The 18,760-nt window shown below is 40.6% G+C and carries 17 protein-coding genes, 1 pseudogene and 1 riboswitch; of the genes and pseudogenes, 4 read left to right on the forward strand and 14 right to left on the reverse strand.

The features are described 5' to 3' along the window. Window position 1 precedes the first annotated feature (1 nt). Window positions 2-673: a reverse transcriptase-like protein gene (locus tag ACYH0L_RS09815; protein WP_099728474.1), complete on the reverse strand. Its 672-nt coding sequence runs from the start codon at window positions 671-673 to the stop codon at window positions 2-4. A 94-nt stretch (window positions 674-767) separates the two neighbouring features. On the opposite strand from ACYH0L_RS09815, the gene ACYH0L_RS09820 reads away from it, so the two are divergent. The 3 genes from ACYH0L_RS09820 to ACYH0L_RS09830 are packed head-to-tail and all read left to right on the forward strand — an operon-like array spanning window position 768 to window position 2,022. Further along, complete coding sequence (locus tag ACYH0L_RS09820; protein ID WP_230030308.1) at window positions 768-1,457, forward strand: queuosine precursor transporter; 690 nt, start codon at window positions 768-770, stop codon at window positions 1,455-1,457. A gap of 1 nt (window position 1,458) precedes the next feature. Beyond that, entirely contained in the window at window positions 1,459-1,854 is a 396-nt protein-coding gene (locus ACYH0L_RS09825; protein WP_099728472.1) for a reverse transcriptase-like protein, read from the forward strand. 42 nt (window positions 1,855-1,896) lie between these two features. Beyond that, window positions 1,897-2,022, forward strand: a complete 126-nt coding sequence (locus tag ACYH0L_RS09830) for a hypothetical protein (RefSeq protein WP_003215584.1) — start codon at window positions 1,897-1,899, stop codon at window positions 2,020-2,022. A 16-nt stretch (window positions 2,023-2,038) separates the two neighbouring features. Here the strand turns inward: ACYH0L_RS09830 and ACYH0L_RS09835 are convergent, their stop codons facing one another. The 7 genes and pseudogenes from ACYH0L_RS09835 to ACYH0L_RS09865 form a co-directional block, all read right to left on the reverse strand. Further along, window positions 2,039-2,926, reverse strand: a complete 888-nt coding sequence (locus tag ACYH0L_RS09835) for a 5'-3' exonuclease (RefSeq protein ID WP_099728471.1) — start codon at window positions 2,924-2,926, stop codon at window positions 2,039-2,041. A gap of 274 nt (window positions 2,927-3,200) precedes the next feature. Further along, the gene (locus ACYH0L_RS09840; protein WP_099728470.1) at window positions 3,201-3,464 is read right to left on the reverse strand and encodes a YpbS family protein; all 264 of its coding nucleotides are present in this window, start codon (window positions 3,462-3,464) and stop codon (window positions 3,201-3,203) included. 42 nt (window positions 3,465-3,506) lie between these two features. Continuing rightward, a complete protein-coding gene (dynA, locus tag ACYH0L_RS09845; RefSeq protein WP_482353996.1) occupies window positions 3,507-7,100 on the reverse strand; it encodes a dynamin GTPase in 3,594 nt (1,197 codons plus the stop codon). Between the two features lie 133 nt (window positions 7,101-7,233). Further along, window positions 7,234-7,341 (reverse strand): Fur-regulated basic protein FbpC, encoded by a 108-nt coding sequence (gene fbpC / locus ACYH0L_RS09850; protein ID WP_306172627.1) that lies wholly within the window; start codon window positions 7,339-7,341, stop codon window positions 7,234-7,236. Between the two features lie 64 nt (window positions 7,342-7,405). Next, complete coding sequence (locus ACYH0L_RS09855) at window positions 7,406-7,915, reverse strand: isoprenylcysteine carboxyl methyltransferase family protein (protein ID WP_099728468.1); 510 nt, start codon at window positions 7,913-7,915, stop codon at window positions 7,406-7,408. After that, window positions 7,912-9,012, reverse strand: coding sequence for a type III polyketide synthase (locus tag ACYH0L_RS09860; protein ID WP_256498716.1), 1,101 nt, complete (start codon window positions 9,010-9,012; stop codon window positions 7,912-7,914). The genes ACYH0L_RS09855 and ACYH0L_RS09860 overlap by 4 nt, the downstream gene beginning before the upstream one ends. A 325-nt stretch (window positions 9,013-9,337) precedes the next feature. Beyond that, a pseudogene (locus tag ACYH0L_RS09865) lies at window positions 9,338-10,117 on the reverse strand (transposase); the annotation flags it as partial. Between the two features lie 360 nt (window positions 10,118-10,477). Here ACYH0L_RS09865 and ACYH0L_RS09870 point away from each other — a divergent pair. Then, window positions 10,478-11,332: a polysaccharide deacetylase family protein gene (locus tag ACYH0L_RS09870; protein WP_482353997.1), complete on the forward strand. Its 855-nt coding sequence runs from the start codon at window positions 10,478-10,480 to the stop codon at window positions 11,330-11,332. Between the two features lie 61 nt (window positions 11,333-11,393). On the opposite strand, the gene pbuX is transcribed toward ACYH0L_RS09870, so the two are convergent. The 6 genes from pbuX to ACYH0L_RS09900 form a co-directional block, all read right to left on the reverse strand. Then, window positions 11,394-12,713 (reverse strand): xanthine permease PbuX, encoded by a 1,320-nt coding sequence (gene pbuX, locus ACYH0L_RS09875; RefSeq protein WP_482353998.1) that lies wholly within the window; start codon window positions 12,711-12,713, stop codon window positions 11,394-11,396. Beyond that, entirely contained in the window at window positions 12,710-13,294 is a 585-nt protein-coding gene (gene xpt, locus ACYH0L_RS09880; RefSeq protein WP_099728463.1) for a xanthine phosphoribosyltransferase, read from the reverse strand. The genes pbuX and xpt overlap by 4 nt, the downstream gene beginning before the upstream one ends. A 117-nt stretch (window positions 13,295-13,411) precedes the next feature. Further along, window positions 13,412-13,511, reverse strand: a riboswitch (purine riboswitch). Between the two features lie 136 nt (window positions 13,512-13,647). Further along, window positions 13,648-15,153 (reverse strand): carboxypeptidase M32, encoded by a 1,506-nt coding sequence (locus ACYH0L_RS09885; RefSeq protein ID WP_230030310.1) that lies wholly within the window; start codon window positions 15,151-15,153, stop codon window positions 13,648-13,650. 122 nt (window positions 15,154-15,275) lie between these two features. Beyond that, window positions 15,276-17,219: an ATP-dependent DNA helicase gene (locus ACYH0L_RS09890; RefSeq protein ID WP_482353999.1), complete on the reverse strand. Its 1,944-nt coding sequence runs from the start codon at window positions 17,217-17,219 to the stop codon at window positions 15,276-15,278. Window positions 17,220-17,293: 74 nt separating this feature from the next. Further along, window positions 17,294-17,491, reverse strand: coding sequence for a hypothetical protein (locus ACYH0L_RS09895; protein ID WP_099728460.1), 198 nt, complete (start codon window positions 17,489-17,491; stop codon window positions 17,294-17,296). A gap of 105 nt (window positions 17,492-17,596) precedes the next feature. Then, entirely contained in the window at window positions 17,597-18,751 is a 1,155-nt protein-coding gene (locus tag ACYH0L_RS09900; protein WP_099728459.1) for a THUMP domain-containing class I SAM-dependent RNA methyltransferase, read from the reverse strand. Window positions 18,752-18,760 lie beyond the last annotated feature (9 nt).

Raw genomic sequence — 18,760 nt, forward strand, 5'->3', positions numbered from 1 at the left:
ATTATTCAGCTCCGTCTGCATCTAATTTCAACTTACTTTCGATTGGGACGTCTGCAAGAATCTGCCTTGCAAGCTGATCCGCTTCTGCATTTTGTTTACGATCGATGACTTCATATGTTGGCGTGAGCTTCAGCTCTTTTAAAGACGCTTCAATCCGGTCGAGCCATTTGTTATGTATATCATCATAACAAGGCCATTCTCCTTTTAGCTGATTCATGACAACAAGTGAATCTCCTCTAATCGTGACAGAATTTCTGCTGGCACCCAGGTCTTTTAAAGCTTTTACTGCTTCAAATAAAGCGGCATACTCTGCTTCATTATTGGTGATCCCTTGGAAAGGCTGATTTTTTCTCAATCGATAAGCATCTTTTCCGAGCTTGTAATAGACGACAACTCCAAGTCCAGAGTCACCTGTTTCTTTACGAAAACTTGCATCAAAATAGACTTGAATCTGATCAGGTTCAAGCTTTAGTTCTTCCTTTAGCTTTTCAAGTTCTTTTATCGACCACATGGCCCCTTTTTCATCTTCAAATGATAGGAGTGACTGTGGTTCTTTTTTGTCGATATGTTTTGCAAAAATCAAGGCCTCTTTTAGCTCCATCCAATCTTCTTGAAAAAAAGCAATAGACCCAATTGATGTCACTTTCATTGTATAGTGTGCTCTTAATTTCATTGATCACATCGCCTTCCCGTGCTTTTAAGGTAAACGTTCGTTATGCTATAATCAAAAAGTTACATTTTACAATGAGAAAGGAAGTTCATGTCACTTGTTTAATGAAGGTATTTGGATCTTATTTGCGATCATTAATTTTATCATTGTTCTTCTATTTTATAAAGGATTTGGCAAGATGGGCCTTTTCGTCTGGATTGGCTTTGCGACTGTTGCCGCAAATTTACAAGTTGTCAAAACCGTTGAATTGTTTGGATTAACTGCAACACTGGGGAATATTTTGTATGGCAGTGTGTTCTTTGCAACGGACGTATTGAATGAAAAATATGGACAAAATGAAGCTAGAAAGGCTGTCTGGATTGGCTTTGCCACCCTTTTAACGTTAACTGTTGTCATGCAGGAGGCTTTGCTTTTCCACCCCGCTCCCTCTGATATCTCACAAGCATCGTTAGAAACCATTTTTGGCTTTATGCCGAGGGTTGCACTTGGTAGTCTTGCTGCTTATATCATCAGTCAAATGTTAGATGTTTATGTATATTCGTTTATTCGCCGGATATTTCCTTCCGATGGTGCGCTTTGGGTGCGCAACGCTGGAAGTACGATGATTAGCCAGCTGCTTGATACACTCATTTTTACGACCATTGCCTTTCTTGGCACCTATCCATTTCATGTATGGATTGAAATCTTCATCACGACATATGTCATTAAATTTATCGTAGCCGCGATTTCGACACCATACGCGTATGCGGCGAAAAAAATGGTCCCACTTGATGAAAGGGGGAAATAAATTGCCAGCTGAAATATATATTGATGGTGCTAGTGCAGGTAATCCAGGCCCCTCTGGCATCGGCATTTTCATTAAATATGATGGAAATGCTGAATCTTTCTCCATTCCTCTTGGAACAATGAGCAATCATGAAGCAGAATTTTCCGCTCTCATCGAAGGGATGAAAATTTGCGTAGAAAAAGGATTGCGTACCGTTTCGTTTCGAACAGATTCACAGGTAGTTGACCGTGCTGCCAATGCAGGGTTTGCTAAAAATCCAGCGTTTCAGCACTTTATTAAAGAGATGATCCAGCTTCAAAGCCAGTTTGATTTATTTTTCATTAAGTGGATTCCAAGCAAGGAAAATCAAGTAGCTGATCAGCTCGCTAGAAAAGCGATTCACCTATCTAAAGGATGAATCGCTTTTTTTTGGTTATGCTAATGTATGAGGTGATACTGATTGGATAAAGAGAATAAAGGTCGTGTCACAAATGGGACAACCCCTCAAGGTGATGCGCAAACAAAAGATAAACAGCCTCTATCTCAGCTAGAAAATCGGGCGAAAAAAAGCAATACGAAAAGATAAACCATGGAGATCAGCTTTAGCTGATCTCTATTTCACTTAAGCGGTTCACCATTGGTTCAATTCCTTTGATTTGATGTAGGCGCAGCATAGCCGCTGCCCGCTCTTGATTGATTTGCATTTTCGTCTCTTCCATTGGACAGCTGAGTGGTACATCACATTTGATCTCTGCCAGTATACGTGAAAGCTTCAAATCTTCTACACCTGCTTGCATTTTTTTTTGCTGCGCAGCCGTTAATTCATGAACATTTTCTAATAGCCGGTCAATCGTTTGATACGTTTGGATAAATTTCAATGCCGTTTTTTCTCCGATTCCTTTTACACCGGGATAATTATCACTTGAATCACCCATCAATGCTTTCATATCAATCAGCGCCTTTGGAGAGATTCCCATTTCCTCTTCAAATAAGGCTTTTGTATATTGCTTATAATTCCCGATTCCTTTTTGCATCAGGGCCACTGTCACTTGTTCATTCAAAATCTGCAGCAAATCTTTGTCTCCAGTTAAGACGGTTACACGCGCCTCTTTTTGATAGAGTGCAGCAAGCGTACCGATACAATCATCTGCTTCAAAGCCTTTTAAACCAACATTCACAATTCCTAGTTCTTCTGTAGCCTCTTTTGCCAAATCGAACTGCGGGATAAGCTCGACAGGCGGCTCCCCTCGATTCGCTTTATAATCTTGAAACAATTCATTTCGGTACGTTTGACTTCCCATATCCCAGCAGCAAACAATATGAGTTGGCTCAAATGTCTGTACAGCCGTTAATAAATGCTTCAAATACCCATTGACTCCATTTGTCGGCACACCGTTATCATTTATCATAAAATTGCGATGGACAGCCGTCGCATAAAACGACCTGAAAAGTAGTGCCATTCCATCTACAAGCAGTACGTGTTTATTCATTTTATAAACTCCCTTTTTCAAAACAATACTACTATTCTATCACAGAACAGCAAAATGGACATAAAAAAGGCGCCTTCTTCTTTTTGAAAAGAAGAGGCAGCCCTTTTACTTTTTACCATATTGCATTTTTTCTGTTTCTGCTTCTGCATAGGACGGCATGTCTTTTTGTTTAGGCACACGCTCTTCCTGCTGCTTTACGTTTTTCTTTTTTTCCATCATCATTCCCCTTTCTCGGTTCATTTGTTAAGATGACCAAAAAAGAGAAAGTTACTCTTTACTTCTGTTTACGCTCGACATACTCCCTGACCATATCGATCGTGACATGCTTACGCAGCGGCACAATTCCGCCTCTTGCAAGCTCATTCATTTTTGAAGTAACGGCATTGATCTCATCTGTTGTAAATGGCTCTTTTTGCTCACACTTTGCCACAGCAGCCTCTATCGCCTGTTCTCTTTTCTGTTCAAGCTCGAGAAAGGACTGGATATGGGCATGCTGCTTTTGTGAATGTGCAGAAATGTCTTCGTGTACGCTCGTCATTGTGTATCAACTGCTTTCTTTTTTTATCTAGTCTACCATGAATCAAATGGTTTTCAACTGGCTTTTCCATTCATTTGTTTGTTCATATACTTGTTCAATGATGGCCTGCTCTTTGTCATCTGTCGTCAAGCTTGTGATAAATGTTTGTTTTTGTTCATTCAGCTGCTGGAGCGCTTCTGTTTCATATCTTACAGTAAAGGTCTCCACCATTTTTTCGTATCTACTCAATAATTCTTCTTTTTCTTTATCAGCCCATTCAGTGGTTAATTGAAGAAGAATATCTCGAATCGCTTCAATACACGCAGCCTTCCCATTTTGTTCAAAGAAAGCTTTCGCTGATTTTTGCTTTTTTAAGAGCGGCTCAAATTGGCTAAGTTCTGCTTCGACTTCAATTTGTTTTAGCTCAGCTTTTTTCTCTTCTGGCGGTGACAGTCTGAGAGAAAAGTAAGGATCCTCAGCACATGCAGCCTGCATACCCTTCTCCCACTCCTCTTGGAAATACTGGTTGATAAACGATTCCATTCGGATATCGAGCGCCTTGAGCTCCTGTACAAATTCAAATTCATAATCCTTCAGCGCCTGTTCAAGCGCCTTTTTCAACTGCTGTCCGAAGTTTCCTTGGGATAGTCCAGGATAAAAGGCGGTCTTTAACATATCATTCGCAAATAGTGATAGACGCTGAACAATGTGGTAAAGCTGTTCTTGCAAGTCCTTTTTCACGCTTTCTGTCACTAGCTTTGACCGTTTGACATGACTCATTTTTTCAAGGATTGCTTCATATGATGATTCTACCTTTTTCTTTTCGGCTTGTTTTTCATCCTCTGACTGATGCAAGGTGGCATGCAGCTTGTCGACGGTTCCACATAATGTACTAGCTTCAAAATGCAAAAGCTCGATGGCATCTTTCGTTAATTCTTCCTCAATAAAATAGTCGAGTTGTTTTCTAAGCTGTTCATATTGATTATAAGGTGTTGACCCTTTTCCTTCGATCTCTTCCTTACTGGACACATGATGAAGATTTGGGTTTCGGATGCCTTCTTTTGTGAGCTCTTTTCGCACATAGTCAAAGACGGTTTCAAGCTCTGCTTGATCCTTTGCCAAATCAGCTGCATTGATAATAAAGAACATTTTATCCATGCTAAAAGAATCTTTTACGAGCCCAAGCTTACGTAAAAATGACCGATCGGCCTTGGAGAAAGAATGCTGATAGTAAGTTAAATAAAGAAGGGCGTCTGCGTCCTTCATATATTGAAAGGCCATCTCTGTGTGACGCTTATTCATACTGCTGGCGCCTGGCGTATCAACAATCGTCAGCCCTTTATCTGTCAAAGGTGTACTTAAATACACCGTTACTTCCTTGACCACACAAGAAACAGCTTCTTCTGCCACATACGGCTTTAGTTCTTGAAGTGTGACATTTAATGGGGTTTGCTTGTCAATGTATTCATGAAACCGGGCATGCGCTTCTAGAAAATGTTCAACAATGATGCGGTGATCTTGTTCAAACTGTCTTTTTTTCAGTACTCGTTCGAGTTTCGCTCTAAACGTATCTCCCTTTTCTCCTGTGATAGAAAATCCGAGAATCTGATCGAGCTCTTCTAAAATATCCTGCTCTGATTTGAACACCACTTTGACACTTTCATGCGGGTGATCTTCCGTCGGCTGCGTTAGCTTATTGATCGTTGCCGTTGTTGGAGTAGGAGACGATGGCAGCACCTTTCGCCCAACAAGGGCATTGGCAAAGGAAGATTTCCCCGAACTAAAAGCCCCGAATAAGGCGAGTGTGAATTCTTTCGCCTGCAGCCGCTTTGTTCGTTTTTCAAAGGACTTTCTTTGAGATTGAAGAACGTCTAATGGCAATAAAATACGAGAAAGCTGTTCAAACTGCTTAATCGACTGTGCCGTCGTTAAATGCTGAGACTGACGTATTTGATCATGATCTGTCTGCTCGTTTTCTTGCCCGCTCTCTTCAGCATGAAATGGCGCGTGGTACTGCTTCAGCTGGTCATGCTGCATCCATTGTTTTTTCGCATAAAACCAATCTTCTTGGACCAGCTCATCCGTTCCGTTTTGCCATATATCCCATACATGCTGGATGTCTCGTTTGATTTGTTCATTTTTTTCGATGCACTGCTCAAGCATTTGAAGCTCTTGTTTCGCCTGCGTCCATTTTTCTTGCTGCTTCCCCTTTTCCTTCGTGAGCTGGTCTTTCAGGGTCTCAGCCATTTGTTCAATCAATGGCATCGCTTTCTGTTTAGCCTGTCTTTTTAGGGCTTCACCAGCATCTTTCGCATATTGAAGAACATATTCATTAGAAAAAGTCGCACCGGGATGAATGACTTTTTCAAGCAGGGATTCTTGGACAGGTGTTTCAAATGCCATCACTTGATCTAACAGCTCTTCTCCAAGCTGATGCCGCTTGACTTCCTTTTTGAGAAGCTCTGCAATATGCCAGTCCACTTCTGCTTTCATTCTCGTCTTTACATCTGTTACAATATCGTTTGCCCGTTTTTCTTTTTCCTGCTCGGTTTTATTTTTAGAAAAGAGCAACCCTACTTTAAAGCCAGGTGCTTTCGATTCGATATAGTCACTTGCGAGCTCCCTCATCTTAAATGGAGTTAGGTTCGCATTTTTTAAAATGTTCTCCATTTCAGAAGATATTTCGTCTTCTAACTGTTTTGCGCCATTTTCGATAAATCGGTTTTTTGCTTCAAGTTCTTTGACTTCATTTCTTTTATCTTGAAGCTGCGTATCAAGATCCTCTTCCTGCAGCTCTTCTTTTAACGATTCGATATGTTCTTTTAGGACATGCTCTATTTTCTGCTCTGTATAGGCTCGAAGTGATGCTTTAGGCAATGTTTGTAATTCTTGTAGTTTCTCAATTAAACGAAGCATTTCGTTTCTTGGGTGTGCCTCATCGGTTACAGATGTAAAATACAGATGTTCTTCCTCAATGCCTTCTTTGAGGAGCATTTCAACCACTTGTTTTTTGTAGTCTTCAAAAGCTGTCTCATGTTCATCATGTCGATCGACTTGATTCACAATGAAATAAAGATTTGGCACTTGGTCTTTGATGGAGCGAATAAAACGAATATTTTCTTCAGAATGAACATGGTTATAGTGAACGACATAAAAAAGAGCATCTGCTTGATGTAGAATTGACGCAGCCGATAAAAAGTGCGCATGATCCGTTGAATCAATTCCTGGCGTATCGATCAGTGCCACCTTTTCTTCAAGTCCCCTATAATCACCGCTCATTTCGACCATTTCAATCTGTTCTCCATCCTTACAAAAACGCTGCACCGCTTCTTTGTCATAAGAACCGCTCATTTTTGCAAAACGGCCATCAGAGGTGTGAAGCTGTACTTCACTTCTCCCTTTTCTTACAACGACTAAGTTTGCACTTGTTGGGATTGGGCTCGTTGGCAGGATGTGATCATGAAGCAAATGATTCACAAGTGATGACTTACCAGCAGAATAGTGGCCGGTAAATGCAATATACACTTCTTCTTCTGCTTCCTTTTTGATAATCGATGCAAGTTTGGCTGCGCGCTCATGATCATCCCTTTTGAGAAGGCTTTGATATAAAGCACCTGTAGTTTGAACGAGCGAATCTCGAATAGACAAGTCTTTCATGACGATAAACCCCTTTGTTTTTAGAAAAGTCAGTTATGTATGTGATACCATTTTACACAAAATAAAGAGATTTTTCTTCTGATCTGAGGAAATAAAAAAAATCTGCTGCCCGATCAGTCGTAATTGACTGCGATCAGGAAGCAGATTTTTTTGAAACACCTTTTAATACGAAGCCAATTAATAGGCTGTATACACAGACCGTACCTAGTAAGAAAATCATTGTCATGTGATCACCGTCCATCCTTCGTGATTGAGAATGCTTATCATTAATGAAAGTGTATCACAATTGATAATGATTTTCAATATTAATTTAGTAAATACTGATTTAGCGCTTTCTCTTCTGTTTGAATTCTCACCATCATCATCCATGCATTTAAACACGTAAACAAAATGGCGGTAATGTACGCTTCAAACAATAGCGGGATCAAGATAAGCTCAATCGCCACCACCACATAGTTAGGATGCTTTAACCAGCGATACGGTCCCTTTTTTACAATCACCGCATTTGGCACCACTAAAATCTTTGTATTCCAGTACGTCCCAAGGGAACATAATGCCCAGTATCGAACCACCTGTGTAGCCAGCAGGAAAATGAGCAGCAACAGAAAAAAACGGGATGGTTCCCGGTTTAACAGCCATGTCTCTCCAATGAGTGAGAGGAAAAAAGCAGCATGCATTCCGACCATATAAGGATAATGGTTAGCGCCGAATTCGATGGCGCCTATCGCTTTCACTTTCTTCTCATTTCTTTTGGCAACAAGCATTTCAATCAGGCGCTGACAAATGAAGAAACCAATGACCAGCCAAAAAATCATGACGAGATCTCCTCCCATTTCATGAGTAATAATTCAGAGGAAAAGCCCGGACCAAGCGCCCCGCAAAGCCCCACATCGCCCGGATCAGCTGATTGATGTTCAAGAAAATGCTTCATGACATACATAACTGTAGCAGAGGACATATTCCCGTGGTGTTTGAGTACTTCTTTTGAAGAAAAAAGCTGATCCTCTTGTAAAGATAGACTTTCAAGATAGGCATCAATTACTTTTTTACCTCCAGGGTGGGCAAGAAAAACAGTTAGATCATCTGTTGAAAACCCGAGCTGATGTAGAAATTGATCCACCTGCTCTTTTAACCAGCCTGAAATAATGGACGGAATGTCACGTGAGAAAATGACCTGAAAGCCGGCACTTGTAAATTCCCAGCCCATCACATCCTCAGAATCTTTCATCGTTACTGACTGTGTACCCATCACTTTAGGCACTGTTTTTAACTGCGTATAGTCAGATGCAGCTTTTTCTCCAGTTAACAGAACCGCCGCCGTCCCGTCTCCGAACAAGGAGGTGCCGATTAAATTGCTTTTTGATTGATCTTGCGGCTGAAAGGTTAAACTGCAAAGCTCACATGCGACAACTAGAACCTTCGCTTCTGGGTATGCCCTTATATATTCATAAGCTCGAGACAATCCTGCCGCTCCGCCCCCGCACCCTAGCCCCCAAATCGGCACTCGTTTCGTATAAGGCGAAAAAGGGAGAACGTTCATCACCCTTGCATCAAGACTTGGTGTCGACAATCCGGTGCTTGAGATGAAAAACAAAGCATCGATCTCTTCAAACGGAATAGGCTTTTGAAGGAACGTCGTCTCATGAAGACAGTGAATGATTGCTTCCTTCGCATGAGCCAGTGCTTTTTCCAAATAGATATTATTTTTCTCTTCAAAAGAGTGGTGCTTCTGATACCATTCAATAGGCTGCACAAACTGTCTGCTCTGAATTTCTCCATTATTAAAAGCTCTTAGCAGCCGGTCAATATCTTTAAACGATCGTTTAAATTGAGATCTTGCAAATTCAGCTGCTGTTTGCTGATTCACATGATTCTTTGGCAGACTCGTTCCAACTGAAAGAATGTAAGCCACCTGCTTCACCTCTTTTTTCGGTTAATATCCCCTATCAAAAATAGGATATACATGCCAAAGCGTCACAATTCAGTCAAAATATTTTCCTTCGTCTAACTTTTTGTCTTGACGACAATTGATAAATATTGGATAATATAGGTGGAAACATGATGTAGTTTTCCTCCTTCACAGGTTCGTTCCAAGCCAAGCGAACCTGCTTTTTTTATGCAAAAAACACCTCTAAAAGAGAAGTGCAGACCGTAGACAAACCCCACCTTTACTTCAAGTAAAAGTGGGGTTTTCACATAATTATAAAAAGTTACGCTGGACATGGCGTTTTCCATGTCTAGTTGGCTAATTTTTTAAGATTCATGGCAGCGAAAGTAAGCATCGCTTGCATTGAAACTTTTTTTAGTACACGAAGTTTCGCCCAACGCATACCATGCTTTTCTTTTGCATCCGCAAAGACGCGTTCTATTATTTCTCACCGCTTTGCATAGATGTTCTTATTCATTTCAGTGAGTCTTAGGTAGTTTGGTTCATCTAGTCTTGCCAAATATGCCGATGAATTTGTTTGGTATAATTTTGACTTTGTGTACAGTTATCTAGAAAAGAACAAGTTTTACATACCTCTGAATCGGACACATATTGCTTATATCTCTCTAGTCGTTGTACGGTAAGAGAGAATTTGACGGTTTAGGCACATGTAACAATCAAAATATGCGTCCATACACGCATTCATTCTTTTTGAATAACCAGCTGCTGTTCTCAGACGAGTATAAGGCTTGACAGGTCTTATCTCTTGATCCATTAAAAACTTAGCGATGTAAGGTGTTTTATATCCAGCATCTACTGCAACTACATTTGGTTTTCCGACTTTCTTTGTCACCTTTGATACGAGCGAATCTAACATAGGACTATCATGAACATTTCCACCAGTGACCAGTGATCCAAAAATAAATCCTTTTGAATCACAAGCTGTATGAAAGGAATAAGCAAATGACTTTTCACGTTCACCTTTTACATAGTAGCCAATCTCTGATTCAGTTGTACTGACTTTGATCTCTTTTGTTTCTTCTTTATTTTGTAGGGGTAAGAGCTTTTCTCCATGTTTTTCGCGATTGATAGCCTCTATCTACAATATCCACATGAGCATCCTTTTTTTCAATGAAATCGTCATTATACAACACTTTCATACGGAATTTCCCTTCGCTTCGCATTAATGGTTAAATCTGATGCTATCTTAGCGTATACATATCAACGTTTCGATCATTATTCAGAATTATTTCATTTAAACATGAATGGATCACCTTTTTTCTGATCAATACAAACAATAACCATAAAATTCTAATTTATTTGATTATTATATATAAAAAGGTGTTTTTTCCTGTATACTTAATCAATATGAACACCATGAAAAACAGTGAAAAAAGATAGAATCTACTACATGATTCGGCACAAAATTTAATTGACTGGAGTGATTGTAATGAAAAAGGTGTCCAAAAAACAGACACCCTACAACACGATACTTCTCTCGAAGATAATTGGTTTAGTGCTTCTTACACTGTTTCTCTTTTTTATCTGGGATATGTCTAAACCCCATTTGCAGGCGACACATGGGCAAGCAAAAATTGTTGCCAACAGTGACTTCCGAGACACAAGCATCAGTCTGAAAGCAAAAGATCATTCTACAAGAACATTGGATACACATTTTAAGTCCAATCCAAACCAACAGACAACGAATAAAACGGTCTTTTTAACATTTGATGATGGTCCTTCTGCTACATCAAATCAGCTGTTAAATGTATTAAAAGCACATCACGTGAAGGCGACATTCTTCATGCTTGGACCGCAAATCCAAGCACACCAAGCAGCTGTGAAAAGACTTTATCAAGAAGGACATCAATTAGGGCTTCATGGCATGACGCATGATATAAACCGCTTTTATCAGAACAGTGAGTCTCCCGCAAATGAAATGAGAGAAGCTCAGCGCATTCTTGCTTCTGTTACAGGCGTTTACACCCGTCTTGTGAGAACACCCTATGGCAGTGTTCCAAATTTAACATATTATCAAAAAGTACGTTTAAACCAAAATGGCTTTATTTACTGGGATTGGACGGTTGATAGCCTTGACTGGAGATATAAAAACTCACAATATGTTCCAGAGGTATTGAATCAACTGCAAATGTTTGAGAAAAATAAACCATGGGAACCAAAAGTTATTTTAATGCATGATCAACCCTCTACCACAAACTATTTAGATAGCCTGATTACACAGCTAAAAGCAAGGGGCTATACATTTGCAGTCATTAACGAAACAATGCAGCCGGTACAACATTAATAGCACTAATCACAACAAGCCCGTATCAAAAGATGCGGGCTTTCAACTCCAAGAGAAGTGTTTACACAACAGATTTCTTAGGCTCTTCCATCAGGTCCTGCCCGGTTTCTTTTTTAAAAGGAATCATGTGATAAATAATATGAAGCAAAATAGCGATAAAGCTGCCGGCCACGATGCCATTACTTGTTAATAATTTGATTGATTCTGGCAGATGCTCAAACATTTGCGGCACAACGGTGACACCTAAGCCGATCCCAACTGAGCAAGCAACAATCAGTAGGTTTTCCTGTTTGGCAAAATCCACACGCGAGAGCATTTTAATACCGTAGGCAATGACCATCCCAAACATGGCAACCATTGCGCCGCCAAGAACCGATTTTGGGATAATCGTTGTAAATGCAGCGATTTTAGGAAAAAGACCAAATATCATTAACAATGCCCCTGTCACAACAATGACCTGGTTTTTCTTGACACCTGTTAACTGAATCAACCCAACGTTTTGCGAGTAGGCTGTGTACGGAAAGGCATTGAAGATACCGCCTAATAACACAGCAATCCCTTCTGCACGGTAGCCCTTTGCTAAATCCTTCTCCTTTAATGAGCGATTCGTTAAATCTCCTAGCGCGAAATAAACACCTGTTGATTCAACTAAAGACACGACGGCAACTAAAGTCATGGTCATGATTGGCGCAAATTCGAAGGTAGGCATGCCAAAATAAAAAGGTTCAATCATGCGGAAAACTTGTGCATTTGCTACTTCGGCCGTTTCCACTTTTCCTAGCAGGGCTGCGACTGCTGTCCCAAGTAGAATGCCGATTAAAATAGCGATAGCTTTCATAAATCCCTTTGTGAATCGATAGAGCAAAACAATGATAAACAGCACAAGGAAAGCAAGCCCTAGATTTTCAAAAGAACCATAATCTACACTTCCTTCCCCTCCTGCCATATTGTTCATCGCTACCGGAATGAGGGTAATTCCAATAATGGTGACGACGGAACCTGTTACAACAGGCGGAAAAAATTTCACAAGCTTCCCAAAGAAAAAGGAAAGGGCAATGACAATACAACCTGAGGCGATAATACTTCCATATATAGACGAAATCCCATATTTAGAGCCAATGGCAATCATAGGAGAAACTGCAGTAAATGTACAGCCTAGTACAACAGGTAATCCAATACCAAAGAAGCGGTTTTTCCATACTTGCAGCAGTGTGGCAGCACCACACATGAAAATATCCGCAGAGATTAAGTAAGTGAGCTGTGCAGGCGAGAGTCCAAGCGCATCTCCAACAATGAGGGGTACAAGAACCGCACCTGCATACATCGCCAGCACATGCTGAATTCCTAGAGAGAGCGTTTTGGCTTTTTTAGCGGCACTCATGATTGTATCTCCCGTACAAACGTGACTTTTCCTTCCTCGAGTGATGCAATACGTGCGAGTGACTCGACTCGGTAGCCCATTTGCACAAGCTCTTTTCTTCCAGGCTGGAATGACTTCTCAATGACAATTCCAAATCCTGCTACTTTTACCTTCGCCTGCTTTGCAATAGCGGCAAGCCCTTTAGCGGCTTCACCGTTCGCTAAAAAGTCATCGATGATTAACACACAATCATTTTCACTAAGGTGTGTGTTCGAGACAGCGATGGTGCTTTCTACTTTTTTCGTATAAGAGTAGACACTTGCTGTTAAGAGGTTATCCGTTAATGTGAGTGATTGTCGTTTTCGAGCAAAGACGACGGGCACATGAAGGGCAAGTCCAGCCATCACAGCAGGCGCGATGCCAGAAGATTCGATCGTGATGATTTTTGTAATGCCATCATGCTTAAATAATCTAGCAAACTCTTGACCGATCTCATGCATGAACATAGGATCAATTTGATGATTTAAAAAGGCATCTACCTTTAACACTTGATTCGACAGAACGATTCCTTCGTTCTCAATTTTTTGACGTAACAATTCCATCATTCTTCCCCCTAGCATATTGGTAAACATCCTATTTTTTGCATAAAAAAAGCATTGCTGTCCATTAGGAGCAAGCAATGCGAAAATGATCCACGGATCTTCAGCTCAAACAAGAGCTGTTTCATTTTGCTCACTCATAGTCGGACAGTATCGGTGTCCGGTAGAAACTTGCGTGCCATCATCACGCGATTATATGAGTGTTATCGTGTTCAAATTATAACAAGATTTCAGACGCTTGGAAAGCACTTTTCTAGAAAAATACCGAACTTAAATAATAGATCAGATCAAAATGTTCGTTTTTAGAATATTCAAGCATCAAAAAAACACCCTTTTGACGAAAGGGTGCCTTTCATTTATGATAAATACAATTTCGTATACTTATCCGTTAAGTAATCGATTAAATATTGAACATTTAATTCTTCGCCAGTCGCATCTTGAATGATTTCAGATGGCTTTTTCCGTTTTCCATGTTTATGAACATGTTCAGTTAGCCATTCTTTTATCGGTGCAAAAGACCCATTTTGAATCAGTTTATCGAAATTTGGTAAATCTTTGATCATTTGATGCTTTAATTGCGCCGCATACATATAACCAAGAGCATAAGAAGGGAAATAACCAAAGCTTCCATCTGACCAGTGAACATCCTGCAAGATGCCGAGTGCATCATTAGGCGGTGTTATGCCAAGATACGCTTTATATTTTTCATTCCAAAGCGCAGGCAGGTCTTCAACGGCGACTTCTTCATTGAAAATAGCTTTCTCAATTTCATACCGGATAATAATGTGAAGCGGATACGTGAGTTCATCTGCTTCAATTCGAATGTAAGTCGGCTTAGACTCATTCACTGCATGCACAAAGTCTTCTAAAGATACATCTTTAAATTGTTCAGGAGAAGCTTCTTGCAGCTTTTGATAATATGTTTTCCAGAAATCTTCATGTCTGCCGATAAAATTCTCAAAGAACAGAGATTGTGATTCATGGATACCCATTGACGTGCCATCACATAATAGCGTTCCGCTCAGCGCTTCATCAATGTTTTGCTCGTAGATGGCATGACCACACTCATGAATGGTGCCAAAGATCGCCATCCGAAAATCATGCTCATCATAGCGAGTCGTCACACGAACATCCCCTCTGCTTAATGTCACAGCAAACGGATGAACCGTTGTATCAAGACGCCCTGCATCAAAGTCATACCCTAACTCTTTTAAGAAAAAGAGGCTTAGCTCTTTTTGCTTGTCGATCGGGAAGCTTTTCGATAAAAATGAAGTATCCGGTTTATTTGGAGAGGCTTCAATTTTTTTCACGAGAGGAACGATGGCGTCACGAAGTGCGCCAAATTTTTGATCGAGCTGTTCAACGGTCATATCTGGCTCATAGTTATTGAGCAGCACATCATATGGCGTTTTTTTCACGCCCCAATACTGAATAAAACGCTTGTTAAAGTCAATGAGCTGTTTTAAGTAAGGTGCAAAAAGTGAAAAATCTGATTTCTCCCTTGCTTCTACCCAGACATGCTCTGCTTTGGATTGTAAAATGGAATACTCTTTAAATTCTTCTTTTGGAATTTTGCTGTTTTCATCATACTCTTTTTGCGATAATTCGAGCGCCTTCTGTGTATCTATTGACAGCTCCTCTCGATTTTTATTTAATGCGTCAAGAAGATCTCTCATTTCATCAGAAGTCTTCATATTAAAAATATCACTTGATAATTGACCGATGGTTTCAGCTCTGAAATCAGCGCTTTTTTTAGGCGCCTGTGTTCTAGAGTCCCAATAAAGTAAATGGAGCGCCTCTGTATAATGGGCGATTTTTCCTAATAATTGATAAAACGCTTTCTCTTTTGATTCAAGATTCATGCGTTCGTTCCCCCAATCAATAAAATATGTATGTACGTTTCAAGGCTACTTCAATGAATGTTCGTTTGTCAATGAAAAAGGAGGATACACAATTGGTATCCTCCTCTTTTCGTCGTTCGTCCCTATGATGAAGTGATGACTGGCTTCACTGGCAGGACGGATTCAATTTTACTTTGAAGCTCTTTATCTTCCTTGCGATCAAAGTATATATGAATGCTTCCTGCATCTTGACTTGTCCGAATCAGTCTTCCAATGCCTTGTCGTAATCGAAGCAGCATATATGGAAGGTCCACTTCAGCATATGCATCCTTTGCTTCATTCCGTTTCGCCTCAAATACTGGATCATGCGGCGGATAAGGAAGCCCCCAAATGACCACATTCGTTAGGGATTGACCTGGAATATCCAGCCCTTCCCACAGATGAACGGAGCATAACACTGATGTCTCATCTGCTTGGAACTTTTGAACGATGGTGCTGATTTCCTCGTCTCCCTCAAAATACACTTGGAAAGGCAGTGATTCATTTGATGCCTCAAGGTGCTTTCTAAATACATGGAGTTCATCAAATGAAGGGAATAGAATCAGAGATCGGCCTCCATTTTCTTTCAGCTGAGTGATCACTTGCTGTCCTTTTGCCTCTGGCTCTAAGACCGGCTGCTGAATCCCGTGGAAATAAATCTGCATTTGCTCATCGTAATCATACGGCGAAGCCACACTCATTGATAAGTAATCTTTTATCCCAAGACTCTCAGCTAAATAATCAAATGATTGGTTTTCAGACAATGTCGCTGAAGAGAAAATATATGGTCTTTTTTGCGAGAATACTTTCTCGCCAAGCACCTCTGCGACCGTCTTTGGCATGACGACAAATGTCGTATCTAATTCCTGTTTTTCAAGCCAGCTAATGGCATTTTTTTGATAAAGTGACAGGGAATACGCCATTTGTTCAATGTACTCTTCCACAACAGACAATTCGTATTGATCAATTGTATACATCTCGGATTCAAACACGAGCGCTTCTCCGATTTTTTCAAGTAAGTCACACAATTCACTTGCTGAGCGCTTCACCTCATCCACGCGCCCAATTTCAAGTCGATGCGAGCCTTTGACTTCTTTGGCATTTGTTTTTAAAAGATAGAAGAACTCATCGTTTGTTGCTAATGAATCTTCAACAAGTTCTGCAAATTCTTCGCGAATGTCGTTTTGCAAAAGACGCTCCAAAAATGTCTCGAGCGTTGATTGCTTCACTCGGTACGTCAAAGCTTTTTGTGCGGCAAACTCAAGAAGATGACCTTCATCAAATACAACGGAGCTATGTTCAGGAAGCAGCGGAAGCTGGCCCTCACGTTTGCGAGATTCCTTTGTCCACACATGCTCCATGTAAAAGTCGTGTGAGCAGATGATCAGGTCTGCCGCTTTCCGGTAATGATCTCTTGATAAATTCAAGCCGCAGCGATGACGCATGTCGCACGTCAAGCAGTCCTGAAAAGAGTCATAGCCAATGCGTGACCATTCATCATTTGAAAGTTCTGGATACTCTTTACGATCGCCGTACGGATAAAAGGTCTGCATGCCATGTGATTCATGAACAAATGAAGGAAGCGATTCATAAATATCGAGCCACTTCTCATCATCTTCACGCTGCATGGTTTTCTCTAGTTTTTTCAAGCATAAATATTGATCATGCGATTTACTTAATCTCGCATCTATTTGTATATCAAGATGATTGGCAATTTTATAGATATCACCTTCTTGTTTGACCAGCTGTTCAATTAACGTTTCGTCTGCACATGCAATAATTGCAGGTTTCCCTGTATATCTTGCATATGTGACGGCAAATAATAGATAGACGATTGTTTTGCCTGTGCCTACCCCAGCTTCGGCAAACATTACACTTTTTTCTTTAAAAGCTCTTTCTAACTGAAAAGCCATAAATATTTGTTCATCTCGAAGATCAAAGCCCTTTTCTGGCAAAATGTCATAAAACACATCACCAATCCAGTTGCCCAGTTCTTCGTAAAAATTGTGTTCTTTTGATAATGAAAAAGGCAAACGAGATGCTGTCACCTGCTTCAACCCCCAACTTTTGAATCATTCAGACATTCAATAGTAACATTTATGCTGGGGAATGACAATCTTTTTTATGAACGCAAGCGATGTTGATAGCTTTCCTTCATTAAAAATGCATGCTCTGAACGTTCTATGTAAGCCTGAGCAAGCGCTAAATCTTGGATGGCTGCCGCAAGCTGAGCAGATTGTCCAGTTTCATGCCCTTCTATTTCTTGAGCAGTCGAAGCGAGTGCTTTTTCGATTAACTGAAATTGATCATAATGAATCATGGAGACACCTCTTTTTTTAAAATCAAGTTCAGTTTATTCCGTCTCGTGAAGCTTTATACCTTTCCGCAATAAAAAAGTCACACCTTCTTTAGGCGTGACCAGTTTTTATGATTCAGTTGTCTGCTTTCTAGGAGGGCGTTTCCCCCAATATTGATAATAGTCTGTTTTAATAAATCCATTAAACAGCTTTCTCTTTTTCGTTGCTTTTCTTCCGAAGCACTCTTCGAACTTTTCATGTGACGTTAAGATGTAAATGGACCAAGTGTCTAGGTTCTTGAATGCTTCACCCATCCCTTGATACATTTTTTCAACAGCTGGTTTATCACTGAGTCGTTCTCCGTAGGGCGGATTTCCGACAATCACACCATACTCTTCTTTTGTTTGGAAGTCTTTCACCTGCATTTGCTTAAATTGAATCAGTTCACTTAGTCCAGCTTCTTCTGCATTCATTTTTGCAATGTCTACCATGCGATGATCGATATCGCTCGCAATAATATGAAGCGGCTGATCATAGTTCGCTTTTTCTTCCACTTCTAGGCGCGCTTTGTTCCATACGTCCTCACCGATCCATTCCCATGATTCAGATGCAAATTCCCGGTTAAATCCTGGGGCAATGTTTTGTCCTATCATAGCTGCTTCAATAGCAATTGTGCCTGATCCGCAAAAAGGATCAGCAAACGGGCGGTCAGGTGTCCAGTTCGTTAATAACACGAGCGCGGCAGCAAGGGTTTCTTTAATAGGTGCTCCGCCTTGATCCACACGGTACCCCCGTTTATGAAGGCCGACACCAGATGTATCAAGGGTTAGCACTGCTTTATCTTTTAAAAGCGCAATCTCGATTTTATATTCAGGACCCGTCTCTTCAAGCCATTCAGACTGAATATTGTAAGATGATCTAAGCTTTTGCGCGATGGCCTTTTTGACGATGCGCTGACAATCGGGCACACTTGCAAGCTGTGATTTGACTGATTTACCGATGACAGGGAACGTACTATTTTCCGGCAAAAAAGCGGCCCAGTCAATCGCTTTTGTCTGTTCAAAAAGCTCATCAAATGTTTTTGCTGAAAATTCAGCAACTTGTACCTTTATCCGGTCTGCTGTACGCAGCCAAAGGTTTGCACGGCAAATCGCAAGGGCATCCCCTTGGAAAATGACTTTCCCGTTATCTACAGTGCACTCATAGCCAAGGTCTCTTACTTCTTTTGCAACAACCGCTTCAATACCCATTGGAGCTGTCGCGATGAGTGTATAAGTTTTCATTTGTTTATC

The organism is Bacillus sp. MC1252 (genome assembly GCF_056838025.1).

Excerpts from the sequence above, each read along its gene's own strand:
- ACYH0L_RS09895 (WP_099728460.1), bottom strand. The coding sequence starts at position 17,491 with ATGATTCATTATGATCAATTTCAGTTAATCGAAAAAGCACTCGCTTCG.
- ACYH0L_RS09900 (WP_099728459.1), bottom strand. The coding sequence starts at position 18,751 with ATGAAAACTTATACACTCATCGCGACAGCTCCAATGGGTATTGAAGCG.
- dynA (WP_482353996.1), bottom strand. The coding sequence starts at position 7,100 with ATGAAAGACTTGTCTATTCGAGATTCGCTCGTTCAAACTACAGGTGCT.
- ACYH0L_RS09840 (WP_099728470.1), bottom strand. The coding sequence starts at position 3,464 with ATGACGAGCGTACACGAAGACATTTCTGCACATTCACAAAAGCAGCAT.
- ACYH0L_RS09870 (WP_482353997.1), top strand. The coding sequence starts at position 10,478 with ATGAAAAAGGTGTCCAAAAAACAGACACCCTACAACACGATACTTCTC.
- fbpC (WP_306172627.1), bottom strand. The coding sequence starts at position 7,341 with ATGGACGGTGATCACATGACAATGATTTTCTTACTAGGTACGGTCTGT.
- ACYH0L_RS09815 (WP_099728474.1), bottom strand. The coding sequence starts at position 673 with ATGAAATTAAGAGCACACTATACAATGAAAGTGACATCAATTGGGTCT.
- pbuX (WP_482353998.1), bottom strand. The coding sequence starts at position 12,713 with ATGAGTGCCGCTAAAAAAGCCAAAACGCTCTCTCTAGGAATTCAGCAT.
- ACYH0L_RS09855 (WP_099728468.1), bottom strand. The coding sequence starts at position 7,915 with ATGATTTTTTGGCTGGTCATTGGTTTCTTCATTTGTCAGCGCCTGATT.
- ACYH0L_RS09835 (WP_099728471.1), bottom strand. The coding sequence starts at position 2,926 with ATGAATAAACACGTACTGCTTGTAGATGGAATGGCACTACTTTTCAGG.
- ACYH0L_RS09885 (WP_230030310.1), bottom strand. The coding sequence starts at position 15,153 with ATGAATCTTGAATCAAAAGAGAAAGCGTTTTATCAATTATTAGGAAAA.
- xpt (WP_099728463.1), bottom strand. The coding sequence starts at position 13,294 with ATGGAATTGTTACGTCAAAAAATTGAGAACGAAGGAATCGTTCTGTCG.